Source organism: Streptomyces sp. R302 (assembly GCF_012927245.1).
GTDB lineage: Bacteria > Actinomycetota > Actinomycetes > Streptomycetales > Streptomycetaceae > Streptomyces.
The window spans coordinates 48425-70498 of the sequence record NZ_JABBGE010000012.1 but is presented as its reverse complement, the minus strand read 5'-3'; the positions used below and the strand labels follow the sequence as shown (position 1 = coordinate 70498).

24 protein-coding genes are annotated in these 22074 nt (G+C 73.7%); 9 read left to right on the top strand and 15 right to left on the bottom strand.

What is annotated here, in order from left to right; all coding sequences use genetic code 11:
• Positions 1-14: 14 nt before the first annotated feature.
• Complete coding sequence (locus tag HHL19_RS31220; RefSeq protein WP_240981996.1) at positions 15-704, bottom strand: DedA family protein; 690 nt, start codon at positions 702-704, stop codon at positions 15-17.
• An 847-nt stretch (positions 705-1551) separates the two neighbouring features.
• Complete coding sequence (locus HHL19_RS31215; protein ID WP_169093748.1) at positions 1552-2013, bottom strand: DUF4442 domain-containing protein; 462 nt, start codon at positions 2011-2013, stop codon at positions 1552-1554.
• 130 nt (positions 2014-2143) lie between these two features.
• Between HHL19_RS31215 and HHL19_RS31210 the strand changes: the two genes are divergently transcribed.
• On the top strand, positions 2144-3217 hold the full coding sequence (locus tag HHL19_RS31210) for a hypothetical protein (protein ID WP_169093747.1): 1074 nt from the start codon (positions 2144-2146) through the stop codon (positions 3215-3217).
• Between the two features lie 99 nt (positions 3218-3316).
• The gene (locus HHL19_RS31205) at positions 3317-4639 is read left to right on the top strand and encodes an MFS transporter (RefSeq protein WP_169093746.1); all 1323 of its coding nucleotides are present in this window, start codon (positions 3317-3319) and stop codon (positions 4637-4639) included.
• On the opposite strand, the gene HHL19_RS31200 is transcribed toward HHL19_RS31205, so the two are convergent.
• Together HHL19_RS31200 and HHL19_RS31195 are read right to left on the bottom strand one after the other, a co-directional pair.
• Entirely contained in the window at positions 4601-5446 is an 846-nt protein-coding gene (locus HHL19_RS31200; RefSeq protein WP_169093745.1) for a fused MFS/spermidine synthase, read from the bottom strand. The two genes, HHL19_RS31205 and HHL19_RS31200, sit on opposite strands and share 39 nt — an antisense overlap.
• Positions 5447-5542: 96 nt before the next feature.
• Positions 5543-6334 (bottom strand): DNA alkylation repair protein, encoded by a 792-nt coding sequence (locus HHL19_RS31195; protein WP_240981995.1) that lies wholly within the window; start codon positions 6332-6334, stop codon positions 5543-5545.
• A 26-nt stretch (positions 6335-6360) separates the two neighbouring features.
• On the opposite strand from HHL19_RS31195, the gene HHL19_RS31190 reads away from it, so the two are divergent.
• Positions 6361-7125: a TVP38/TMEM64 family protein gene (locus HHL19_RS31190; protein ID WP_169093744.1), complete on the top strand. Its 765-nt coding sequence runs from the start codon at positions 6361-6363 to the stop codon at positions 7123-7125.
• 80 nt (positions 7126-7205) lie between these two features.
• Positions 7206-8081, top strand: a complete 876-nt coding sequence (locus HHL19_RS31185; protein WP_169093743.1) for an undecaprenyl-diphosphate phosphatase — start codon at positions 7206-7208, stop codon at positions 8079-8081.
• Between the two features lie 68 nt (positions 8082-8149).
• On the opposite strand, the gene HHL19_RS31180 is transcribed toward HHL19_RS31185, so the two are convergent.
• The gene (locus HHL19_RS31180; protein WP_169093742.1) at positions 8150-8743 is read right to left on the bottom strand and encodes a flavin reductase family protein; all 594 of its coding nucleotides are present in this window, start codon (positions 8741-8743) and stop codon (positions 8150-8152) included.
• A gap of 79 nt (positions 8744-8822) precedes the next feature.
• Between HHL19_RS31180 and HHL19_RS31175 the strand changes: the two genes are divergently transcribed.
• Together HHL19_RS31175 and lnt are read left to right on the top strand one after the other, a co-directional pair.
• Positions 8823-9269 (top strand): nuclear transport factor 2 family protein, encoded by a 447-nt coding sequence (locus tag HHL19_RS31175; protein WP_169093741.1) that lies wholly within the window; start codon positions 8823-8825, stop codon positions 9267-9269.
• 38 nt (positions 9270-9307) lie between these two features.
• Positions 9308-10855, top strand: a complete 1548-nt coding sequence (gene lnt, locus HHL19_RS31170; RefSeq protein ID WP_169093740.1) for an apolipoprotein N-acyltransferase — start codon at positions 9308-9310, stop codon at positions 10853-10855.
• On the opposite strand, the gene HHL19_RS31165 is transcribed toward lnt, so the two are convergent.
• Positions 10800-11705 (bottom strand): Gfo/Idh/MocA family oxidoreductase, encoded by a 906-nt coding sequence (locus HHL19_RS31165; RefSeq protein ID WP_169093739.1) that lies wholly within the window; start codon positions 11703-11705, stop codon positions 10800-10802. The two genes, lnt and HHL19_RS31165, sit on opposite strands and share 56 nt — an antisense overlap.
• 58 nt (positions 11706-11763) lie before the next feature.
• Complete coding sequence (locus HHL19_RS31160) at positions 11764-12954, bottom strand: FAD-dependent monooxygenase (protein ID WP_169093738.1); 1191 nt, start codon at positions 12952-12954, stop codon at positions 11764-11766.
• Positions 12955-13486: 532 nt separating this feature from the next.
• Here HHL19_RS31160 and HHL19_RS31155 point away from each other — a divergent pair.
• The 3 genes from HHL19_RS31155 to HHL19_RS31145 all read left to right on the top strand — a co-directional run bounded on the left by HHL19_RS31155 (position 13487) and on the right by HHL19_RS31145 (position 15305).
• Positions 13487-14116 (top strand): TetR/AcrR family transcriptional regulator, encoded by a 630-nt coding sequence (locus tag HHL19_RS31155; RefSeq protein ID WP_169093737.1) that lies wholly within the window; start codon positions 13487-13489, stop codon positions 14114-14116.
• A gap of 43 nt (positions 14117-14159) precedes the next feature.
• Positions 14160-14687, top strand: coding sequence for a DinB family protein (locus tag HHL19_RS31150; RefSeq protein WP_169093736.1), 528 nt, complete (start codon positions 14160-14162; stop codon positions 14685-14687).
• 99 nt (positions 14688-14786) lie between these two features.
• On the top strand, positions 14787-15305 hold the full coding sequence (locus HHL19_RS31145; RefSeq protein ID WP_240982012.1) for a hypothetical protein: 519 nt from the start codon (positions 14787-14789) through the stop codon (positions 15303-15305).
• Positions 15306-15321: 16 nt separating this feature from the next.
• On the opposite strand, the gene HHL19_RS31140 is transcribed toward HHL19_RS31145, so the two are convergent.
• From HHL19_RS31140 to HHL19_RS31100, 8 genes are all read right to left on the bottom strand, one after another.
• Positions 15322-15795: a hypothetical protein gene (locus HHL19_RS31140; RefSeq protein ID WP_169093734.1), complete on the bottom strand. Its 474-nt coding sequence runs from the start codon at positions 15793-15795 to the stop codon at positions 15322-15324.
• Positions 15796-15866: 71 nt separating this feature from the next.
• Complete coding sequence (gene ung, locus HHL19_RS31135; RefSeq protein ID WP_169093733.1) at positions 15867-16550, bottom strand: uracil-DNA glycosylase; 684 nt, start codon at positions 16548-16550, stop codon at positions 15867-15869.
• Between the two features lie 92 nt (positions 16551-16642).
• Complete coding sequence (locus HHL19_RS31130; protein WP_169093732.1) at positions 16643-18223, bottom strand: ABC transporter substrate-binding protein; 1581 nt, start codon at positions 18221-18223, stop codon at positions 16643-16645.
• A gap of 149 nt (positions 18224-18372) precedes the next feature.
• Positions 18373-19140, bottom strand: coding sequence for an SDR family oxidoreductase (locus HHL19_RS31125; protein WP_169093731.1), 768 nt, complete (start codon positions 19138-19140; stop codon positions 18373-18375).
• A 29-nt stretch (positions 19141-19169) separates the two neighbouring features.
• Positions 19170-19931: a 3-oxoacyl-ACP reductase FabG gene (gene fabG, locus HHL19_RS31120; RefSeq protein ID WP_169093730.1), complete on the bottom strand. Its 762-nt coding sequence runs from the start codon at positions 19929-19931 to the stop codon at positions 19170-19172.
• A 156-nt stretch (positions 19932-20087) separates the two neighbouring features.
• The gene (locus tag HHL19_RS31115) at positions 20088-20471 is read right to left on the bottom strand and encodes a DUF3037 domain-containing protein (RefSeq protein ID WP_169093729.1); all 384 of its coding nucleotides are present in this window, start codon (positions 20469-20471) and stop codon (positions 20088-20090) included.
• The gene (locus HHL19_RS31110) at positions 20468-21307 is read right to left on the bottom strand and encodes a HipA family kinase (protein WP_346768493.1); all 840 of its coding nucleotides are present in this window, start codon (positions 21305-21307) and stop codon (positions 20468-20470) included. Before HHL19_RS31110 ends, HHL19_RS31115 begins: the two co-directional genes overlap by 4 nt.
• Positions 21308-21754: 447 nt before the next feature.
• The gene (locus tag HHL19_RS31100; RefSeq protein WP_169093727.1) at positions 21755-22051 is read right to left on the bottom strand and encodes an SHOCT domain-containing protein; all 297 of its coding nucleotides are present in this window, start codon (positions 22049-22051) and stop codon (positions 21755-21757) included.
• Between the last annotated feature and the right edge of the window lie 23 nt (positions 22052-22074).

The following is a 22074-nucleotide window of genomic DNA, read 5'->3' as shown; positions in this document are numbered from 1 at the left end:
GACGCGCCGCGCGCTCACTCCGCCGCGACCGGCTCCCGCGGAGCGTCCGACTCCGGCTCCGAATCCGAATCCGGCTCGCGCTGCTGTCGCTGCGCCTCTGCGGCGGCCTTCTTGGCACGGTTCTTGATGACGAGCATCGAGGTGACGCCGATGAGGACGGCGAGCACCAGGCCCAGCCAGGAGAACCGCTTCAGCCACGCCTCGGCGACGATGCCGACGGAGTAGATGACGGCGGTCGTGCCGCCCGCCCAGAGGATGCCGCCGAAGACGTTGGCGACGAGGAACTTCCAGTACGGCATCTTCAGGACGCCCGCCAGCGGGCCTGCGAAGATCCGCAGCAGGGCGATGAAGCGGCCGAAGAAGACCGCCCACATGCCCCACTTCTGGAAGGAGCGCTCGGCGAGCGCGATGTTCGCCTCGCCGAAGTGCTTGGGGAACTTCCCGCCGAGCCAGGCGAGCAGCGGCCGACCGCCCTTCCGGCCGATGGCGTACCCGATCGAGTCGCCGATGATCGCGCCGGCGGTGGCGCAGCCGCCGAGCACCCACGGGTTGATGTCGCCGTGCTGCGAGGCGAGCAGGGCCGAGCTGACGAGGACGATCTCGCCGGGGAGCGGGATGCCCAGGCTCTCCAGTCCGATCACCACCCCCACCAGCGCGTAGATGGCGACGGCCGGGATCGTCTCCAGCCACTCCTGGACGTGCAACGCGGGTTCCTCCCGTTGGTCCGGCCCGGCCCCGGTCGCGGGCCGCTGCGGTGGCGCGCCCCGCGTCGGGCACGCCGGGGCAGCCTACCCGGTCGGCCCGAACGGACCTCGACCGTGGCCCGGAGCCCGGGGTCCGCGGCCGACCCGGCGACGCGCGGGGACCGCCGCCCGGCGCCGAGGACGAAGCCGCCGACCGCGGTGGACCAGGAGGAGAGGGTGCGGGCGGTGAGGTGGACGGTGACGCGGCGCCGCTCCCCCGCGGCCGTTCGAGCCGCCGGTAGCCGGCGAGGAGGGAGCGGGGCTGGTCGATGCCGCGCGCGGCCGGGTCGGGCGAGCCGCCGAGGTAGACCTGGGGGACGTCGACGCCGGGGCGGTCGCCGCCAGCACCGCCCGCCGCGACAACCGCCCCCGGCCGTCCCGCACGCGCGCGTGGCCCGGTCCCGGCGCGCCGGACGCGGCGGGCGCGGCGGGCGCCGACGCGCCGCCGGTGGCGGGGGCGCCCGAGGCGGCGGATGGGGCGTACGAGGCACCGATGGCTCGACGCGCACCCGTGGCGGCCCGGTTCGGAACGGTCGGGCTGATCGGGCTGATCGGGCTGATCGGGCCGGTCGGAGTGGTCGACGGCGGCGGGACGGGCGGAATCGGAAGGTCTCGGCTCGTCCGGCATCGGCGGCCCCTCGGGGCGGACGGCCGGACGCCCGCCGGTCTAGCCCGCGCCCGCAGTGTGCGGGACGGGCCCACAGTGTGCGGGACGGGCCCGCCGCTTCCGGGGCGCTGCCCCGGGACGCGGCCGCCCCCGCACCCGAAGGGAGGGTGCGGGGGCGGGGAGGCGGTCCCTACCGGCGGCTCACTTGCCGGGGGCGTTGGGCCTCAGCGTCCAGAGGACGGTCATCTCGCCGGTGACGGCGCCGTCCTCGCGGGTGATGTCGATGCGGACGGGGAACTCGGGGCGCTCTCCGGCGTCGAGTTCGGCGACGACGTCGGCGATCGGGCGGCCGAGGGTGGCGGTCGCGGTGACGACGCCCATGGCGAGCTTCTTGTACGCGATCTCCGCGTTGACGGCGAGCGGCACGGCGCGGCCGAGCTGGTCGCCGAAGGCGGCGAGGACGATGGCGCCGCTGGCGGACTCGGCGAGGGTGAACATCGCGCCGGCGTGCGGGCCGCCCACGTGGTTGTGGTAGGCGGGCTGGTCGGGCAGGCGCACGACGGCGCGCTCGGCGGTGGTCTCCAGGAACTCCAGGTTGAGGGTTCCGGCCATGGGGACCGTGGCGGCGAGCATCTCGCCGACGGACTTCTGGTCTGCGCTCATGAGCCGTGATGTTACCCGTGAGTAGAAGTCTTGGCCATGCCTTCGCGGACCGGAGCGCGACTGCCCGCGGGGCCGCCGGGGCGGGGCCGGGCGTGGCCGGGCCCGCGCCACCCCTCTATCGTTACGGCCCATGTGGCCAGGACAGCAGCCGCCCGGGGGCGAGCAGAACCCGCAGGACCAGAACCAGAACCCGTACCAGCAGCCGGGGTACCAGCAGCCGAACCCGTACCAGCAGCCGACGCAGCCGGGATTCCCGCAGCAGGGCGGCTACCCGCAGTACCCGCAGCAGGGATACGCGCAGCCCAACCCGTACCAGCAGCCGACCGTGCCGCAGTACCAGGTGCCCGGACCGGTCCCGCCGCAGGGCCCGGGCGGCGGCGGCCGGAAGCGGACCACGCTCATCGCCATCGTCGCCGCCACGGCCGTGGTCGTCGCGGGCGGCGTGACCGCCTTCCTCGTCCTGGGCGAGGACGAGGGCGGGAAGGACGTCGCCGAGAAGCCGGCGGCGAGCTCCTCGGCCCCCTCCTCCCCCGCGACCGCGTCGAGCGAGCCCCCGGAGGCGCCGACCTCCGAGATCGAGAACCCGCGCGGCGCCGGCGAGGAGTACCAGCCGACGATCCCCGGCTGGAAGGTCGTCCACAACCCCTCGTACGGCACGCTCTTCGACGTGCCACCGGAGTGGGAGGTCGGCAAGCCGACCATGAGGGTGGGCTTCGAGGACACGAAGAAGGGCGACGGCAGCCCGCTCGTCGTCATGTCCGGGCCCGCCGACCTCAAGAGCAAGTGGTGCGCCTTCGACTCGGACAAGAACGGCAGCCCCGAGTACTCGGGACTCGCGGGCGCCGGCACCAAGGGCGCCCAGGGCGCCAAGGACGCCGCCTCCGCCGCGCGCGGCCAGGCCGGCATGTGGGTGTGGGCGGCGTTCGCCCAGCACATGCCGGAGAAGACCATCAAGATCAGCACGCCCGTCCCGTACACCACGGAGTCCGGTCTCAAGGGGAGCATGGCCACGGCCGTCGCCCCCGGCGTGACGAAGCGCAACAAGTGCGAGACCGACGGCAAGTCGATGGCGTTCAGCTTCCTCAACGCCAAGAACGACCTCTCGACCTTCGTGCTCTACGCGGCGGACGGCGTTAAGGACGAGCTCCCGGACGCGACGATGCGGAAGATCCTCTCCACGGTCCGCCTCACCCCGAGCTCCTGAGCGTCCGACGAGGACGCATCCGGTTCGGCAGAGACCGGTGTGGCAGATTCGGCAGAAACCGGTTTGGCAGGAAGGGGAGGCGGCGGGGATAGTCCCCCGGTGACGAAACGCTCCGCCTCCCCTCGCACCACCCGCCGCCCCGCCTGGGCCGGACGCAACTACGTGCTGCTCACCGCCGCCACCATCGTGACGAGCCTCGGTGCGAACGGCGCCCTGATCGCCACCACCTGGGCCGTCTTCGAGTCCGGCGGCGACGCGGGCGACGTGGGCCTCGTCGCGATGGCGCGCTTCCTGCCGCTCGTGCTCTTCCTGCTCATAGGCGGCGCGGTGGCCGACCGCTTCCCCCGGCACCGCGTGATGGTCGCCGCGAACACGATGAACTTCGTCTCCCAGGCGGTCTTCGCGGCGCTGGTCCTCTCCGGCACCGCCGAGATCTGGCAGATGATGGTGCTCACCGGGCTCTGCGGCGCCGGGCAGGCCTTCTTCAACCCGGCGGCCGAGGGCATGCTCATGTCCAGCGTCTCGGGCGAGCAGGCGAGCCGGGCCTTCGCCTTCTACCGGATGGCGATGCACGGCGCGGGCATCGGCGGCGCCGCGCTCGGCGGCGCGCTCGTCGCCTTCGTCGGCGCCGGCTGGGTCCTCGCCGTCGACGCCGCCGCCTTCGCCGTGGCGGCCGCCCTGCGGGCCTTCCTGGACGTCAGCGGCATCCCCGAGCGCAAGCCCGGCGGCGGGCTCCTCTCCGATCTGCGCGAGGGCTGGCAGGAGTTCGTCGGCCGACCGTGGCTGTGGTCGATCGTCGCCCAGTTCTCCGTCGTCGTCGGGCTCATCGGCGCGGTCGAGTCGGTGTACGGACCGCTGGTCGCCCGCGACGAGCTCGGCGGCGCCCGCCCCTGGGGCATCGCGCTCGCGGGGTACGGCGTGGGCACGGTCGCCGGAGCCGTCCTGATGACCCGGTGGAAGCCGCGCCGGATGCTCCTCGTCGGCACCCTCGGCGTCTTCCCGATCGCGCTGCCCTCGGCGGCGCTCGCCGTCCCGCTGCCCGCGATCGGGCTCACGCTGGTGATGTTCGCCAGCGGTGTGGCGATGGAGATCTTCGGCGTCTCCTGGATGACGACGCTGCACCAGGAGATCCCGGAGGAGAAGCTGTCCCGGGTCTCCGCCTACGACTGGTTCGGCTCCACCGCGCTGCTGCCCCTGACGACCGCCCTCGCCGGGCCGTCCGAGACGGCCTTCGGCCGGACGGCCTCGCTGTGGGGCGCGGCGGCGCTGATGATCCTGGTCACGGCGCTCGTCCTGCTGGTCCCCGACGTCCGCAACCTGACGCGGCGTCCGCACCAGGAGGGGGCCGCCGCGGCCGGTGGGAGCGTGCCGGCGCAGGGCGCGTCAGCCGATGCCGAAGGCGCCCTCGGGCGGCACGGGTGACCCGACGGCCTCGGCGTCGCCGACCGGGGCCGCGTCCCCGGTGAACCGCGCCAGCGCCTCCCCGTGCTCCACGCGCGCGGGGAAGGCGTCCGCGGCCGCCCTGCGGGTGAGCCCGGGCACGTCGAGGGGCTCGTCGGAGGCGACCAGGACCGCGTTCCCGAACCGCCGGCCGCGCAGCACCGCCGGCTCGGCGATCAGCGCGAGCTCGGGGAAGACCGCCGCGAAGGTGGCGAGCTGGCCCCGGAGGAAGTCGAACGGCGCCCCGTCGGCGAGGTTGGCCGCGTAGGTCCCGCCCGGGCGCAGCGCCCGCCGGACCTCGCGGGCGTACGTGAGCGAGGTCAGGTGCGCGGGGACGCGCGAGCCGCCGAAGACGTCGCCGACGATCAGGTCGGCGGAGGCGGTGGGCGCCGCCTCCAGCCAGGCGCGCGCGTCGGCGGTGTGCACGGAGATGCCGGAGCCGTCCGGCAGCGGCAGGTGCTCGGCGACCAGCGCGACGAGCCCGCCGTCGGCCTCGACGACGTCCTGGCGCGAGCCGGGCCGGGTGACGGAGACGTACCTGGGCAGCGAGAGCGCGCCGCCGCCGAGGTGGAGGACGTCCAGCGGCGCCCCCTCGTCGGCGGTCACGTCGACCACGTGCCCGAGCCGGCGGGCGTACTCGAACTCCAGGTGGCCGGGCTCGTCGAGGTCGACGTACGACTGCGGCGCCCCGTCGACGGTGAGCAGCCAGGCCCGCTCCCGGTCCACGTCGGGCATGAGGCGCGCGGTGCCGTGGTCGACCTGGCGCAGGACGGGAATCTGCTCGTTCACCCCTTCATTGTCCTCCCGCACGGATCATGCTCGCGCCACACCGGCACCCCGGCAGACTCGCGCAGCCGCCCGGCGGGATTCCCGGCAGGGGGCGGGTCACAGGTGCTTGAGGGCCTCGCGGACGGAGAGCGGGGAGAGGAGGGAGCGGTTGTCGGCGACGAAGGCACGCACCTCGCCCGGAGCGGTCTTGGCGTACTCGCGCAGGCTCCAGCCGATGGCCTTGCGCAGGAAGAAGTCGGTGTCGGCGGCGCGCCGCAGACAGTACGCGAAGAGCCGTTCGGCGTCCGTGTCCTCCTTGAAGCGCAGCTGGTGGAGGAGGGCGGTGCGGGCGATCCACAGGTCCTCGTCGTCGATCCACCGGTCCATCTCGGCGCCGAGCGCCGGGTCGGCGGCGACGAGTCCGCCGACGACGTGGGCGGCGAGGTGGTCGACGGTGTCCCACCAGGAGACCGTGGTCACGAGCCGCCGGGCGACGGGCAGGAAGCCGGACGAGCACCGCTTCACGTGGCGGCGCAGGTAGTCGACGGCGAAGTAGTGGTACTCGCGCTCGGGGAGGGCGAAGCAGCGCAGGGCGACGGCCGCGCAGTCGTCCTCGCCGGGGCGCGGGATGCCGTCGAGGACGGTGCGGGCCAGGGCCCGGCGCTCCGGCGTCCGGATGCCGAGGAAGGGTGCCACGCCCTTCATGTACGCGACCATCTCCTGCGCCCGGAAGGGGTTCCCGGCGGCGGGGTAGACCGTGGTGAGCCGGCCGAGGACGGTGTCGGCGAGCTCGCTGTCGGGGACGGCGTACGGGCGCGGTTCGGGGACGTCGTACGAAGGCTGTCCCGGCCGCCCGGGGTCGGGCGGGCGGCGGCCGGGGTCGGACATGGCGCACATTACGGCGATCATACGGAGGTCTCCGTTACTCTCCCGGGATGCTCGCTCCCGTGCCCCGGCCGACGGACCCGTTCGCCGTCCGCTGCTCCCGGGCCCTGCTCGCGCCCCGGTCGCGTCTCGCGCTGCTCGCGCTCGTCCTGCTGACCGCCGGCGCGCTGGTCGTGGTGTACGAGCCGCAGCGCCTGCTGGCCTCGGGGTGGCCGCGGGCGGCCGGCGCGGACGCGGTGCTGCTGTTCGGTCTGGCGTACGGGCTGTGCACGGCGGCGTTCGTGCCGCGCCCGGTGCTGAACCTCGCGGCGGGGGCGCTCTTCGGTTCCGCGTACGGGCTGACGGCGGCGGTGGCGGGGACGGTGCTCGGCGCCGGGATCTCGTTCACGCTGGGCCGGGTGCTCGGGCAGGACGCGCTGCGGCCGCTGCTCAAGGGGCGCTGGCTGCGGGCGGCGGACGGGCAGCTGAGCCGGCACGGCTTCCGCTCGATGCTGGCGATCCGGCTCTTCCCCGGCGTGCCGTTCGCCGCGGCCAACTACTGCGCGGCGGTCTCGCGGATGGGGTACGTGCCGTTCCTGGTGGCGACGGCGATCGGCACGGTGCCGAACACGGCGGCGTACGTGGTGGCCGGCGCGCGGGCGGGCGAGCCCGGCTCTCCGGCGTTCCTGTTCTCGGCCGGGTTCATCGTGGTGTCGGGGCTCACCGCGGCGGTGGTCGCCTGGCGGAAGCGGCACGCCCTGCGGCGGCCGGCCACACCCGCGAACGCGCCCGTGGCGGAGTCCGTGACCGCGCCCGCGACGGCCGACGCCGCCTGATCACGAGCACGTCACCTTGGGGCGGTACGCTGCGCTCGACCTTCTGACCGCACACGTACATACGGGACGGCCCAAGCCCCATGAGTTGGTTCGAATCGTTCATCCTCGGACTCGTCCAGGGGCTGACGGAGTTCCTTCCCATCTCCTCCAGCGCGCACCTCCGGCTCACCGCCGCCTTCGCCGGCTGGGAGGACCCGGGCGCGGCCTTCACGGCGATCACGCAGATCGGCACGGAGACCGCCGTCCTGATCTACTTCCGCAAGGACATCGGCAGGATCGTCTCGGCATGGTTCCGCTCGCTGGCGGACAAGTCGATGCGCTCCGACCACGACGCCCAGATGGGCTGGCTGGTGATCGTCGGCTCCCTCCCGATCGGCGTCCTCGGCCTCACGCTCAAGGACCAGATCGAGGGCCCCTTCCGCGACCTGCGGCTCATCGCCACCACGCTGATCGTGATGGGTATCGTCCTCGGCATCGCCGACCGGCTCGCCGCCCGCGACGAGCTCGGCGGCCGCCACCGGGTGGTCCGGGAGCGCAAGACGCTCAAGGACCTCGGCGTCCGCGACGGCCTGATCTACGGCGTCTGCCAGGCGATGGCACTCATCCCGGGCGTCTCCCGCTCGGGCGCGACGATCTCCGGCGGTCTGCTGATGGGCTACACCCGTGAGTCCGCCGCCCGCTACTCGTTCCTCCTGGCGGTCCCCGCCGTGCTCGCCTCCGGTGTCTTCGAGCTGAAGGACGCGACCGAGGGCGGTCACGTCTCCTGGGGTCCGACGATCTTCGCGACGATCGTCGCCTTCGGCGTGGGCTACGCGGTGATCGCCTGGTTCATGAAGTTCATCACCACGAAGTCCTTCATGCCGTTCGTCTACTACCGGATCGCGCTGGGCATCCTGCTGTTCGTCCTGGTCGGCACGGACGTCCTCAGCCCGCACGCGGGCGAGTCCGGCGACTGAGGTCCCGGGAGAGACGATTCCGCCGGGGGCGGGTCCCGCGAGGCGCGGGGCCCGCCCCCTCGCGTTCCTCAGCCCTGGTAGGGGACCCGGGCGATCTCCCTGACGCCGCCGAGGGTGCCCCACTCGTTCTTCCCGAGCCGGGTCAGCGGGCGCATCCGGGTGATCTCGGGGTGACCGTCGTCCAGGAACGCCTCGTCGACGGCGACGTGCACGACACGGCCGAAGACCACGGTCGAGTCCCCGATCCGGAGCGTGCTGTGCAGCTCGCACTCCAGGGCCACCGGAGAGGCGGCCACCCGGGGCGCCTTCACCCGGCGGCCCGGCTCGCGCTCCACCCCGCAGGCGTCGAACTCGCTCGTGCCGCGCGGGAAGTCCGTCGCCGTCGCGTTGATCTGCTCGAAGAGCCCCTCGGGGGCGAGGTTCACCACGAACTCGCCGGTCTCCTCCACATTGCGCAGCGAGTCCTTCCGGCCGACGGAGGTGAACTGCACGACCGGCGGGTTCACCGAGGCGATGGTGAAGAAGGAGTGCGGGGCGAGGTTGTCCGTGCCGTCGGCGGAGCGGGTGGAGACCCAGGCGATCGGCCGGGGGACGACCGTCGCGGTCAGCAGCCGGTAGACGGCGGTGGGGTCGGTCAGAGCGGGGTCGACGTCGATGCGCATCCGGCCAGTATGACCGGGGCCCCGGACAGGGGGGCGCACGCCTCTTGGCGCCGTGCGCCCGCTGCCCGACACTGAGGCGATGACGCAGCGCGTGGACCTCGCGATCGTGATGGACCGGCTCGCCGTCGACGACCTGGTCACCGGGTACGCGGCGGCCGTGGACGACGCCGACTGGCCCGGCTACCGCGCCCTCTTCACCCCGGACGGGCGCGCCGACTACTCCGGCTCCGGCGGCATCGAGGGGCCCGCCGCCGAGGTCGCCGACTGGCTGGCGGCGACCATGACCCTCTTCCCCGTACGCCAGCACCTGATCGTCAACCGCCGGGTGACGCTGCACCGGCCCGGCGGCTACGCCGAGACCGGCGACGCGGCCGAGATCCGCGCCGACTACGTCAACCCGATGCGGACGGCCTCCGGCGACGACTTCGTCTGCGGCGGCCGGTACGCCTTCACGGCCCGCCGCACCGCCGACGGCTGGCGGCTGCGCTCGGTCGTCGTGGAGGAGCGCTGGCGCCGGCTGCCGTAACCGGGCGCAGACTGGAGGCGACGGGCGGGAGGCACACCATGCGGAAGCCCCTGGGGCGCGTGAGGCCGGTGCGGTCGCTGCTCGCCGTCGGCTGCGGCGCGCTGCCGGCGCTCGCCTTCCCCGCGCCGGGCCTGTGGTGGTGGGCGTACGTCTGCCTGGCGCCGTGGCTGCTCCTCGTGCGTACGGCTCCGGGGGCGCGCCGGGCGGCCCTGGACGGGTGGTGCGGGGGCGTCGGCTTCCTGCTGGCCGTGCACCACTGGCTGCTGCCGAGCGTCCATGTGTTCCTGCTGGTGATGGCGGTGCTCCTGGGGCTGCTGTGGGCGCCGTGGGGTGTGCTCGTACGGGCGCTGCTCGGCGGGGTGCCGACTCCGGCGCGGGCCGCCGTGGCGCTGTGCGCGGTGCCGTCGGGGTGGCTCCTGATCGAACTGGTGCGGTCGTGGGAGGGGCTCGGCGGTCCGTGGGGGCTGCTGGGCGCGAGCCAGTGGGAGGTGCCGGCGGCGCTGCGGCTCGCCTCGGTGGGCGGCGTGTGGCTGGTGAGCCTCCTGGTGGTGGCGGTGAACACGGCGGTGGTGCTGCTGCTCGCCGTGCCGGGGCTGCGGGCGGTGGGGGTGGCGGGGCTCGCCGCGTGCGCCCTGGTGGCGGGGACGGCGGCGTGGGGCGTGGCGCCGCCGCGCCCGTCCGGCGCGGTGCGGGTGGCGATGGTGCAGCCGGGGGTGCACGGCGGGCCGGAGGGCGCGGAGCGGCGCCTCGACCGGGCCGCGGAGCTGACGCGCGGCCTCGCCGGGCAGCGGCTCGACCTGGTGGTGTGGGGCGAGAGCGGGGTGGGCCGGGATCCGGCCGGCGATCCCGCGCTGACCGCCCGGCTGACCGCGCTGGCGCGGACGGTCGACGCGCCGCTCCTGGTGAACGTGGACGCGCGCCGGGCGGACCGCCCCGGCATCTACAAGAGCGCGCTGCTCTTCGCGCCGGACCGACCGACCGGTGACCGGTACGACAAGATGCGGCTCGTGCCGTTCGGCGAGTACGTGCCGGCCCGGGAGCTGCTCGGCTGGGCGACCGCCGTGGGCAAGGCGGCCGAGGAGGACCGGCGGCGGGGGAAGGCGCCGGTGGTGATGGAGCTGCCCGGTGCGGGGCGGCCGGCGGTCGGGCCGCTGGTCTGCTTCGAGTCCGCGTTCCCCGACATGGGCCGGCGGCTCGCCCGGGACGGCGCCGACGTGATCGTCGTCCAGTCCTCGACCAGCACCTTCCAGGGCAGCTGGGCGCCCGCGCAGCACGCCTCCCTCGCGGCGCTGCGGGCGGCGGAGACCGGCCGTCCGGTGGTGCACGCGACGCTGACCGGGGTCAGCGCCGCGTACGGCCCCGACGGCCTGCGGGTGGGACCGCCCGTCGGCACGGACGCGAGCACCGCCGTCGTCCGCGAACTGCCGCTGTCGGGGACGACGACGGCGTACGTCCGCTGGGGCGACTGGCCGCTCTACGGCGCCTGCCTCGTGGTCGGCGCGGTGTGCGCGGCGGCGGGCGCCGGGGCGCTCAGGAGGCCTGCTCCAGGGCGTCCCGGACGACGCGCTCGCACAGGGCGTGGGTGAGCAGCGCGTCGCGGGCGCTGAGGAGGGTGCCGTCGCGGACGGCGTCGAGGAAGGCGTGGACGGCCTGTTCGATGCCCCGCTGGCGGGCCACCGGGACCCAGTCGCCGCGGCGGCGGACGCTCGGCTGGCCCTTGTGGTCGACGACCTCGGCGAGGTTCAGGACCTGGCGCTTGGTGTCCTGTCCGGAGACCTCCAGGACCTCCTCGGTGGAGCCGTTCATCCGGTTCATCATGCCGATGGCGGTGAAGCCGTCGCCGGAGAGCTGGAGCACCACGTGGTGCATGAGGCCGTCGCGGATCCGGGCCCGGACGTCGATGTGGTCGGCCTCGCCGGGGAGGAGGAAGCGGAGCGTGTCGACGACGTGGATGAAGTCGTCGAGGACGAGGGTGCGCGGGTCCTCGGGGAGCCCGATGCGGTTCTTCTGCATCAGGATCAGCTCGCGCGGGTGGTCGAGGCACTGGGCGTAGCCGGGGGCGAGGCGCCGGTTGAAGCCGACGGCGAGGGAGACGCCGCGCTTCTCGGCGAGCTCGACGATCCGCTCGGATTCGGCGTACTCGTAGGCGAGCGGCTTGTCGACGTAGGTGGGGACGCCGGCGTCGAGGAGGCGGCCGGCGATCTCGGGGTGGGCGGCGGTGGAGGCGTGCACGAAGGCCGCGTCGATTCCGGCGGCGAGCAGCCCGTCGAGGTCCCGGTGGCGGCGGGCGGCCGGCACGTGGAAGGTGTCGGCGACGCGGTCCAGGGTGGCCGCCGTGCGGGTCTGGAGGTGGAGTTCGACCCCGGGGAGGGTGGCGAGGACGGGCAGGTACGCCTTCTGCGCGATGTCGCCGAGTCCGATGCAGCCGATCTTCACGGGGTCTCTCCCTCTGCGGTGGTCCGACGGCCCGTGGTACGGAGGCCGTTCGCGCCGGTCAGCTTACGCGGGAGGGCTCCGCGACCGGGGGCCGCCAGTCGGCGATGCCGTCGAAGCCGCGCAGGACGAAACCGGGGCCGAAGCGGGAGACGGTCCGCACGAGCGTGTCGCGCAGGGCGACGGCCGGGCGGGCCGACACGAGGGTGAGGGCGCCGGTGCGGGCCGCCTTGCGGACCAGGGCGGTGGTGCGGGGCAGCCGGTCGGCGGTGTACGCGGCGAGGTCCCGGCCCGGGTCGAAGGCGGCCGGGACGCGGGCGTGGTGGGCGAGGACGACGGCGTCCTCGACGGCCTGGTTCCCGCCCTGTCCGAGGCTGGGCATCATCGCGTGCGCCGCGTCGCCGAGGAGCGCGGTACGGCCCTGGTGGAAGGCGGGCAGCGGGTCGGTGAGGTGGTGGACGTCGTGGCGCAGCACCCGCTCCGGGTCGGCGGCGGCGAGGATCTCGGGCACCGGGTGGTGCCAGTCGCCGAAGAGCCTGCGGAGTTCGGCGAGTTCGCCGTCGGGGGCGTGGGACCCGGCGGGCGCGGCGGCCATGGCGTAGGAGTAGATCCGGCCGTCCTTGAGGGGCTGGGTGCCCCAGAGGCGGCCGCGGCCCCAGGTCTCGTGCGGGGCGAAGGGGCGGGCGGGGGCGGGGATGACGATCCGCCAGGTGGTGCAGCCGGAGTAGCGCGGTCCCGGGTGGCCGGGGAAGAGGGTCGCCCGGGCGGCGGAGCGGATGCTGTCGGCGGCGACGGCGAGTTCGGCCTCCAGTTCGCCGTCGGGGGTGGTGACGCGGGCCGGGGTCCGGGCGTCGCCGGGGTGGGCGAGGGCGGCGGGCGCGCCGGTGCGGATCGCGTCCGCCGGGAGGGCGGAGGCGAGGATCTCGACGAGGGTGGCGCGGTGGAGGAGGACGAGGGGGTCGCCGAAGCGCTCGGCGGCGGCGCGGGCGTCGGTGCGGGCGAGCCAGCGGCCGTCCGGGGAGCGCATCCCGCCGTCGCCCTGCCAGGCGGCGAGGTCGCGGACGCGGTCGCCGAGGCCGAGGGTGTCGAGGGCGCGCAGGGCGTTGGGGGCGAGGCCGATCCCGGCGCCGACGGGGGCGAGGTCGGCGGCGCGTTCCAGGACGGTGACGTCCCACCCCCGCCGGTGGAGGCCGACGGCCGCGGTGAGGCCGCCGATACCCGCTCCCAGAACGACGGCGCGGTGCTGTGTCATGACTACTCCCTCGGTGCGACGGCTGCGCCACGGCCGCGGAAGCCGCGAACTACAGCTGTAGTAGGCAGATGCCATGACCGTACTACGGCTGTAGTCACGAGGGAAGGCAGGGAGGGCGGGCAGGGCGGGAAGGGTGAAGGGGTCGCGCCCTCGGACCCTCGGCGGGCCCGTGCCTTCGGGCCGTCGGGGGCCGCGCCCTCGGGCCGTCGGGGGGCCGCGCCTTCGCGCCGTCGGGGGGCCGCGCCTTCGCGCCCTCGGGGGCCCGTACCTTCAGGCCGTCGGGGGCCGCGCCCTCGGGCCCTCGGAGGGCCGCACCTTCCAGCCGGTCGGAGGGCCGTACCCTCGGACCCTCGGAGGGCCGCACCCTCAGGCCGTCGGGGGGCCGCACCTTCGGGCCGCAGGAGGGCCCGCACCTTCGGGCACGTCGGAGGGCCGCGCCCTCGGGCCCTCGGAGGGCCGCACCTTCCAGCCGGTCGGAGGGCCGTACCGTCGGCCGGTCGGAGGGTTCGCCCCATGTCCTAGGTTGGTCCCCATGACCGCGCACTCCCCCGCCCCCGCCCCCGCCCCCGCCCCGGAACCCGCGCGGACCCGCGCGGAGCGGATCGGCGACGCGGCCCTCGACCTGCTGGTGGAGCGCGGCATGCGCGGGCTCACCCACCGCGCGGTCGACGAGCGGGCCGGACTCCCGCAGGGCTCCACCTCCAACCACGCGCGCACCCGCCAGGCCCTCCTGGAGACGGCCGTCCGCCGCCAGGCCGAGCGCGAGGCGCGGGTCCTCGCCCCGGACGAGCTGCCGGCGCCGGGCGCGAGCCCCGAGCTCCTCGCGGACACCCTCGCGCTCGCCCTGCACCGCTATCTGACCGACCACCGCTCCCTGCTCGTCTCCCGCTACGAGCTGGCCCTGGAGGCGACCCGCCGTCCCGAGCTGCGCGGCTTCTTCGACCGCGCCGGAGCCGCCTTCCACGGCCCGGTGATCGCGATGATGCGCGGCGCCGGCTCGCCGACCCCGGAGCGGCACGCCCTCTCGGTGATCGCCTGGTGCGAGGGGCTGATGTTCTCCTGCGCCGCCGGCTCCTTCCACTCCGCCGTGCCCGGCCGCGAGGAACTGCGGACCGGCTTCGACGAGCTGCTGCGCGGCATGCTCACCGGTCCGTCGCACTGAAAGCGCTGGCGCGCCGCCGCGCGCCTCCGCCACGATTCCTCGTATGACCATCGATCACACGGCAGCACCCGAGCGCGTCGAACCCTCCACCACCGCGGACGAGCGCCAGGCCCTGGAGCAGTGGCTCGACTACCACCGTGCGACCCTGGCGACGAAGTGCGCCGGCCTCACCGACGAGCAGTTGCGCACCGCCTCCGCCCCGCCCTCCGACCTCAACCTCCTCGGCCTCGTCCGGCACATGGCCGAGGTCGAACGCGGCTGGTTCCGCAAAGTCCTCGCCGGTGAGGAGACCGCCTGGCTGTACGCCACCGACGAGGACTACGACCGGGACATCCACGCCACCGAGGAGGACACCTACGCGGAGGCGTACGCCACCTGGCAGGGCGAGATCGCCCACGCCCGCGAGGTCGCGGCCGGGCGGTCCCTGGACGACCTCGGAGCCGGCGTCCACCGCAGCGGCGAGCTGTTCAACCTGCGCTGGATCTACCTCCACATGATCGAGGAGTACGCGCGGCACAACGGGCACGCCGACCTCCTCCGCGAACGGATCGACGGCGCCACCGGCGACTGACCCGCCCGGTCAAGGAGGGTGACCTGCCGCTCACCCGTGCGGGGCATTCCCCGCCGGTAGGGGTTCGAAGATCGACGCCGGACCAGCAGAGTGACGCGGGTGCAAGGAAACCGAACCCCCGCGCGGCTGCTGGCCGGTGCCGCCGTCGCCGCCGCCCTGACCGGGTGCGTCGCCGTCGACGGGCCGCCCCCGGCGCCCGCGCCGTCTCCCGCGCCCGCCGTCGACCCCGTACGCCCCGCCCAGGACGTGGAGCCGCAGATCGCCCTCCAGGGACCGGCCCGGGAGGCCCTCGAAGCGGCGCTGCCTGCGCCGGCCCGGAGCACGGCCCCGCCGCGCGGCGAGACCCGCCGCGCCACCGGCCACGCGGCCCCGTCCCGTACCCCGCCCCCCGCGGCCTCCCCGCCCTCCCCCGCCGCCGCCCGGCCGCCCGCCGGGCACGTGCCGCGGGTGGCGCCGCCCGCCGGGCCGGAGGCCCGTGAGCTGGAGCGGCTGACGGAGCGGCTGCGGAAGGCGCCGCCGGTGACCGGGAAGGACGTCTGCGAGCTCGGCGAGCGGTACGGCGCCCTGGACCCCGCGAACGTCCGGGCCGAACTGTGCCCGGACGCGCACGCGCGCTGAGCCGCCCGGCACCGCCTCAGCCCTCGCGGAGCCGCTGGTCGAGGCGGTCGATGGCGGCCCTGACCCCCCGGCCGTACCGGTCGTCGTCGAGGGCGTCGGAGGCGGCGCGGGCCCGCTCCAGGTGGGCCCGCGCGGCGTCCGGCCTGCGCAGCTTGGCGTAGTCGGCGGCGAGGTCGAGGTGGAGCTTCGGATAGAGGGCGCGCAGGGCGGCCGCCGAGTCGTGCGCGGCGAGCCGCCCGTCCTCCAGGCCCTCGGCGGCGCTGAGGGCGCGCAGGTCCCAGGCGAGCTCGGTGTCGGGGTCGTCCTGGGTGTCGGCCAGGTAGTGGGCGAGGGTGCAGCGGTGGAGGGGGTCCCCGTCGGGGCCGAGCTGCTGCCACAGGGCCCCGAGGCGGTTGCGGGCCTCCTCCCGGTCGCCGCCGTGGAGGAGCATCCTGGCCTGGCCGATCCTGGTCAGGACCCCCTCGTCCGACGTCCGCTGCTGCTCGGTCACCGCGGCCTCCCGGCACTCGCCCTGCGTGGAGATCCGACGCTAACCGGCGGAGGACCCGATCACGCCGAGGCTCAGCCGAGGTCCGGGATGCGCCAGTCGATCGGCTCGTGGCCCTGGGCGGCGACGGCCGCGTCGATCTGGGTGAACGGATGGGAGCCGAAGAACTTCTTCGCCGACAGCGGCGAGGGGTGGGCGCCCTTCACCACGACGTGCCGCTCCTCGTCGATGAGCGGCAGCTTCTTCTGGGCGTAGTTGCCCCACAGGACGAAGACGGCCGGGTCCGGGCGGGAGGCGACGGCCGTGATGACGGCGTCGGTGAACTTCTCCCAGCCCTTGTTCTTGTGCGAGTTCGCCTCGCCGGCGCGGACGGTGAGGACCGCGTTGAGCAGCAGGACGCCCTGCTCGGCCCACGGCATCAGATAGCCGTTGTCCGGGATGGGGTGGCCGAGCTCGGCGTGCATCTCCTTGTAGATGTTCCGCAGCGACGGCGGGGTCTTCACGCCGGGGCGGACGGAGAAGCAGAGGCCGTGGCCCTGGCCCTCGCCGTGGTACGGGTCCTGACCGAGGATCAGGACCTTCACCTTGTCGTACGGGGTGGCGGACAGCGCCGCGAAGACCTCGTCCTTCGGCGGGTAGACCGGCCCGGCGGCCCGCTCCTGCTCGACGAACTCGGCGAGCTGGGCGAAGTACGGCTTGTCCAGCTCCTCGCCGAGGACACCCCGCCAGGACTCGGGCAGCATGCTGATGTCGGTCACGGTCCACAACCTCCGGTGGTTCGTCAGTTCCGGATACGGAACCTACCGGGGCCCACTGACAGCGGGCCCCGGCGGCCCCTCCGTGACGCCGGCTACCAGCTGGCGCGGCGGTGCAGCTCCCACAGCTGCATGACCGTCTGCGGGTCGAGCGCGCGCTCGCCGCCGCCGATGTCCTCGCGGGCGGCGATGTACAGCTTGCCCTGCCACAGCGGCAGCAGCCGGACGTCCTCGACCATGATCGCCTGCGCCTCCTCGAACTCGTCGGTGACGGCCCCCCGGTCGCTCTCGCGGCGGGACTTGGGCAGCAGCACGTCGGTGATGCGCGGGCTCAGGTAGGGGGTGCCGAGCACGTTCTTCTTGCCCAGGAAGGGGGCGATGAAGTTGTCCGGGTCCGGGAAGTCGGGGAACCAGCCGCGCCCGAAGACGGCGTACTCGCCCTGCTGGTAGGCGGCCTGGTACTCGGTCCACGGCTTGCCCTGGATGGTGACCTCGAAGAGGCCGGAGTCCTCCAGCTGGCGCTTCAGCTCGGCGAACTCGTCGGCCGTGGCGGAGCCGTACCGGTCGGTCGTGTACCAGAAGTTCAGCTCGACCTTGTCGGTGATCCCGGCCTTCTGGAGGATCTTCGCGGCCTTCTTCTTGTCCGGGTGGCCGTAGGTGTCGAAGTACTTGGTGGTGTGGGCGGCGATGCCCTTGGGCACCATCGAGTACAGCGGCTCGGCGGTGCCGCGGTAGACCTTGCTGACCAGCTGGTCGCGGTCGACGAGCTGGGCGATGGCCCGGCGGACGGCCGGGTTCGCCACCGACTCGTCCTCCGTGTTGAAGACCAGGTAGCGGATGTCGGCGCCGGTGGACTCGACGAGCTGGAGACCCTTGTTCTCCTCGCTGTCCGCCTCCAGGGAGGTCACCTCCTCCGCGGTCAGACCGCGGTAGGTGGCGTCGATCTCCTCGTCGCGCAGGGCCTTGACCATCGCCTCCGACTCGTCGAAGTACTTGATGGTCACGCCGCCGTTCTTGCGGTCGGCGAAGCCCTTGTAGTTCGGGTTGCGGGTCAGCTCGGCCTGCTTGCGCACCTCGTACCCGTCGAGGACGTACGGGCCGGAGCCGGCGATCTTGCCGTCCTTCTCGCGGAGCTTGTCGGCCGGGTACTCGGCCGGGTCCACGATCGACATCGCGGGGGTGGCGAGGACGAAGGGGAAGGTCGCGTCGGCCTTGTTCAGCTTGAAGACGACGGTGCGCTCGCCGACCGTCTCGACCGAGGCGAGCGAGCCGAGCATGCCGTTGGGGCCGCCCTCGGCGTCGATGGTGCGGATGCGCTCGATGGAGTGGCGCACGGCCTCGGCGTCGAGCTTGTGCCCGTTGGAGAACGTGAGACCCTCGTAGAGCGTGCACTCGAAGACCCGGCTGGACGCGTCGGTGAATTTGCATTCGGCCGCGTCGGGCTTCGGCACGTTCGATCCCGTGGGGAAGCTCACCAGGGTCTGGTAGACGTTCCGGAAAAGCTCCCAGGAATTGTCCCAGGAAGCCGCGGGATCGAGCGTCGTGGGGGAACTCATGGTCCCGATGGTGATCCTCTGCTCCCCGGCGGACTCGGTATCCGAGAAAACACCGCATCCGGATACCAGGGATATGGACGCAAGGGCTGCAGCGGCCTGCAGACTCGTCCGGTTGAACACGTGCACGCTCCTCGTTCAGCCTGGGGTCGGCCGACGATACCGCAGTACCCCGCCAGGTCAATGGGCGAGCCCGGCGGGGCACTTGAGACGTTCGAGACGCAACCGGGGCCAATCCGGACAGGAAATTCCGGAAAGTGTCCGATAATCGGTCAGCCGACTCCGGCGTTCAGGAAGATGCCGCCGTCGACGACCAGGGTCTGGCCGGTGATCCATCCCGACTGGTCCGAGGTCAGGAAGGCCGCGGCGCCTCCGATGTCCTCGGGCACGCCGAGCCGGCCCATGGGGTACGCGGCGGCCGCCTCGGCCTCCCGGCCCTCGTAGAGCGCCTGGGCGAATTTCGTCTTCACCACGGCGGGGGCGATGGCGTTCACCCGGACCACCGGTGCGAATTCGTGCGCCAGCTGCTGGGTCAGGTTGATCATCGCGGCCTTGCTGACGCCATAGGCGCCGATGAAGGGCGAGGCGGAGATTCCGGCGACGGAGGCGATGTTCACGATCGTGCCGCCGTTGTCCTTCTGCCACGCGTGCCAGGTCCGCTGCGCGAATCCGAGCGCCGAGACCACATTCGTCTCGAAGACCTTCCGGGCCACGTCCAGGTCCAGATCGGCGATGGGGCCGAAGACCGGGTTCGTGCCGGCGTTGTTCACCAGGTGGTCGACGCGGCCGAAGGCGTCCATCGCGGCCTCGACGGCGGCGGCCTGGTGGGCGGTGTCGTGGGCCTTGCCCGCGACGCCGACGGCCCGGTCGGCGCCCAGGCGCTCGACGGCCTCCTTGAGTGCCTCCTCGCCGCGCCCGGTGATGACGACCCGGTCGCCCCGGGCGACGAGCGCCTCGGCGATGCCGAAGCCGATGCCCCGGCTGGCGCCGGTGACGAGCGCGACCCTGCCGGAGAGCTCCGGCGGCTGCTGTACGGTCATCCCGCTCTCCTCGTTCTCTGGTACGGGGGTCAGTTGAGCGGGCCGCCGGCCACGTACATGACCTGGCCGGAGACGAAGCCGGCGTCGTCGCCCGCGAAGAAGGCGATGGCGTTGGCGACGTCCTCGGGGCGGCCGACGCGCTGGACCGGGATCATGGAGGCGGCGGCGGCCTGGAAGTCCTCGAAGCCCATGCCGACGCGCTCGGCGGTCTGGGCGGTCATCTCGGTGACGATGAAGCCGGGGGCGACGGCGTTGGCGGTGATGCCGAACTTGCCGAGCTCCTTGGCGAGGGTCTTGGTGAAGCCCTGGAGGCCGGCCTTGACGGCCGCGTAGTTGGCCTGGCCGCGGTTGCCCAGGGCCGAGGAGGAGGAGAGCGAGACGATCCGGCCGAAGCCCGCGTCCACCATGTGCTTCTGACAGGCCTTCGCCATCAGGAACGCGCCCTTGAGGTGCACGTTCATGACCAGGTCCCAGTCGGCCTCGGACATCTTGAAGAGCAGGTTGTCGCGGAGCACGCCGGCGTTGTTGACGAGGATGGTGGGCGCGCCGAGCTCGGCGGCGACGCGGGCGATGGCGGCCTCCACCTGGGCGCCGTCGGAGACGTCGCAGCCGACCGCGAGGGCGCGGCCGCCGGCGGCGGTGATCTTCTCGACGGTGTCCTTGCAGGCCGCCTCGTCCAGGTCGAGGACGGCGACGGCGCGGCCCTCGGCCGCGAGGCGGATCGCGGTGGCGGCGCCGATGCCCCGTGCGGCACCGGTGACGACGGCTACGCGCTGCTCGGTGGTGGACATGCTGCTTCTCCTCGCCCTCAGGGGGTTCCCGGGCTCTCCCCCGGGACATGAGCGACCGCTTAGTACGACCGCTGGACGAGACGCTAGAAGCCCTGGCACCCGGTGTCAACGGCCCACCGGGTGCACCCCGTCACTCCCCCGTCACTCGTCCGTCGTTCAGCGGACGAGCAGGTCGAGCAGACGTTCCACCTCGGCCTCGGGGTCCCCGGTGAGGCCGGTGTGCACCGGGCCCGGCTGCACCACCGTGGAGCGCGGCGCGATCAGCCACCGGAAGCGCCGCCCCGCGTCGTCCCCCGAGGCCTGCCCCGCCGCCTCGCCGCCGAGGCAGACGCCCTCGACGGCGCGCAGGGCGGCGCGGACGCCGGTGACGTCCGCAGCCGGGTCGAGCGCGGCCAGCTTGGCCTCGTCCAGGTGGGTGCGGGCGGCGACGAAGGACCGGGCACGGCAGTAGACGACCACGCCCGCGTTGAAGCACTCGCCGCGCTCGACGCGCGGCACCACGCGCAGCAGCGCGTACTCGAAGACATCGCGGTCGGTCACGTGGTGCTGTCCTTCTGGGCGGGGCGGGGGGCGAGGCGCTCGGCGAGCCAGCCGGGCGGCTGCTGCGGACGGCGGTCGGTGCGCGGGCCGAGGGTGATCCGCTCGTGGATGGTGGCGGCGCGCGGCAGCAGCGCCTCGACGTACGCGGCGCGCAGGGCGTCGGTGGAGTCGAAGCCGGGCTCGTCGACCAGCCACTCGTCGGGCACGTCGGCGGCGACCTCGTCGAGCAGCTCCCGGGTGACGAGCGGCGCGAGCTCGGCGGCGGCCGCGGCCACGTCCGGGCCGAAGGGGGCCAGGGCGTGGTCGGAGGCGTCGTACGGCTTGGCGGCCGAGGCGGCCGCTCCCGGCCAGTTGTGGTGCCAGATCATCGTGGCGCCGTGGTCGATGAGCCAGAGCTCGCCGTGCCAGACGAGCATGTTCGGATTGCGCCAGGACCGGTCGACGTTGTTGATCACCGCGTCGAACCAGACGACCTTCCCGGCCTCCGCCGGGTCGACCTCGTACGCCAGCGGGTCGAAGCCCAGCGAGCCGGGCAGGAAGTCCATCCCCAGGTTGAGCCCGCCGCTCGCCTTGAGCAGCTCCTGCACCTCCTGGTCGGGCTCGGAGAGCCCGATGACCGGATCGAGCTGGATGGTGACCAGCTCGGGCACCCGCAGCCCGAGCCGCCGGGCGAGCTGCCCGCAGATCACCTCCGCGACGAGCGTCTTGCGCCCCTGTCCGGCACCGGTGAACTTCATGACGTACGTGCCGAGGTCGTCGGCCTCGACGATCCCGGGGAGCGAGCCGCCCTCACGCAGTGGCGTGACATAGCGGGTCGCTACGACCTCTTCCAACACTTTCCCAGGCCACCCATCTCTTCAACCTTACAATCCACGGAGGACTTCTTCGCAGCACAGAGACCAGGAACACGGGTCAACAGGGCTGGGGAGAATCTGGTGAGTTTCGGCTGGCAAGCTGATCCCCCCGCGCTCACCGAGCAGAACGTCGATGGTGCCGCGCCCCTTGCTGCCGGACTCCGGCATGAAGTGAGCATAGTAACCGAGAGTGATCGCAGGCGAGGAGTGTCCGAGCCACCGAGCCAGAGGCACGACGGACTCTCCGGAGCGCCGGGCCATGGCGCTGCGGGCGGACCTGCAGGGCCTCGGCGGCCCGTCCCCCGCCGCGGAAGGACGCGATGCGTGATCCTGGCGCTCAGAAACGCCGAGACGTGAGACACCGCGCCGCCCACGCGGGAAGGCGCGGGCGGCGCGGTGAGGTGAGGTGAGGTTCCGGCACCGAGCGGATCAGGTACCGAGGATGCGGCTCTTCTGGGCCTCGAACTCGGCCTCGGAGAGCACCCCTTGCTCCTTGAGCCGGCCGAGCTCCTTCAGCTGGGAGATCTTGGTGTCCATCGACACCTCGGCCGGCGGTTCGGGTGCGGGTGGCGGAGCGGAGTAGGCCTGCTGCGGCGCCGCGGCGCCGCGCTCGTAGTCCTGCTGTGCCCATCGGCCCGCCTGTCGGCGTGACACGCGGTTGGACACGGCGGTGGCAGTGCCGGAGATGACCGCGGTGCGCGCGATACCGCGAAGGAGACCAGGCATGACAGATTCCTTGTCGTCAGGTG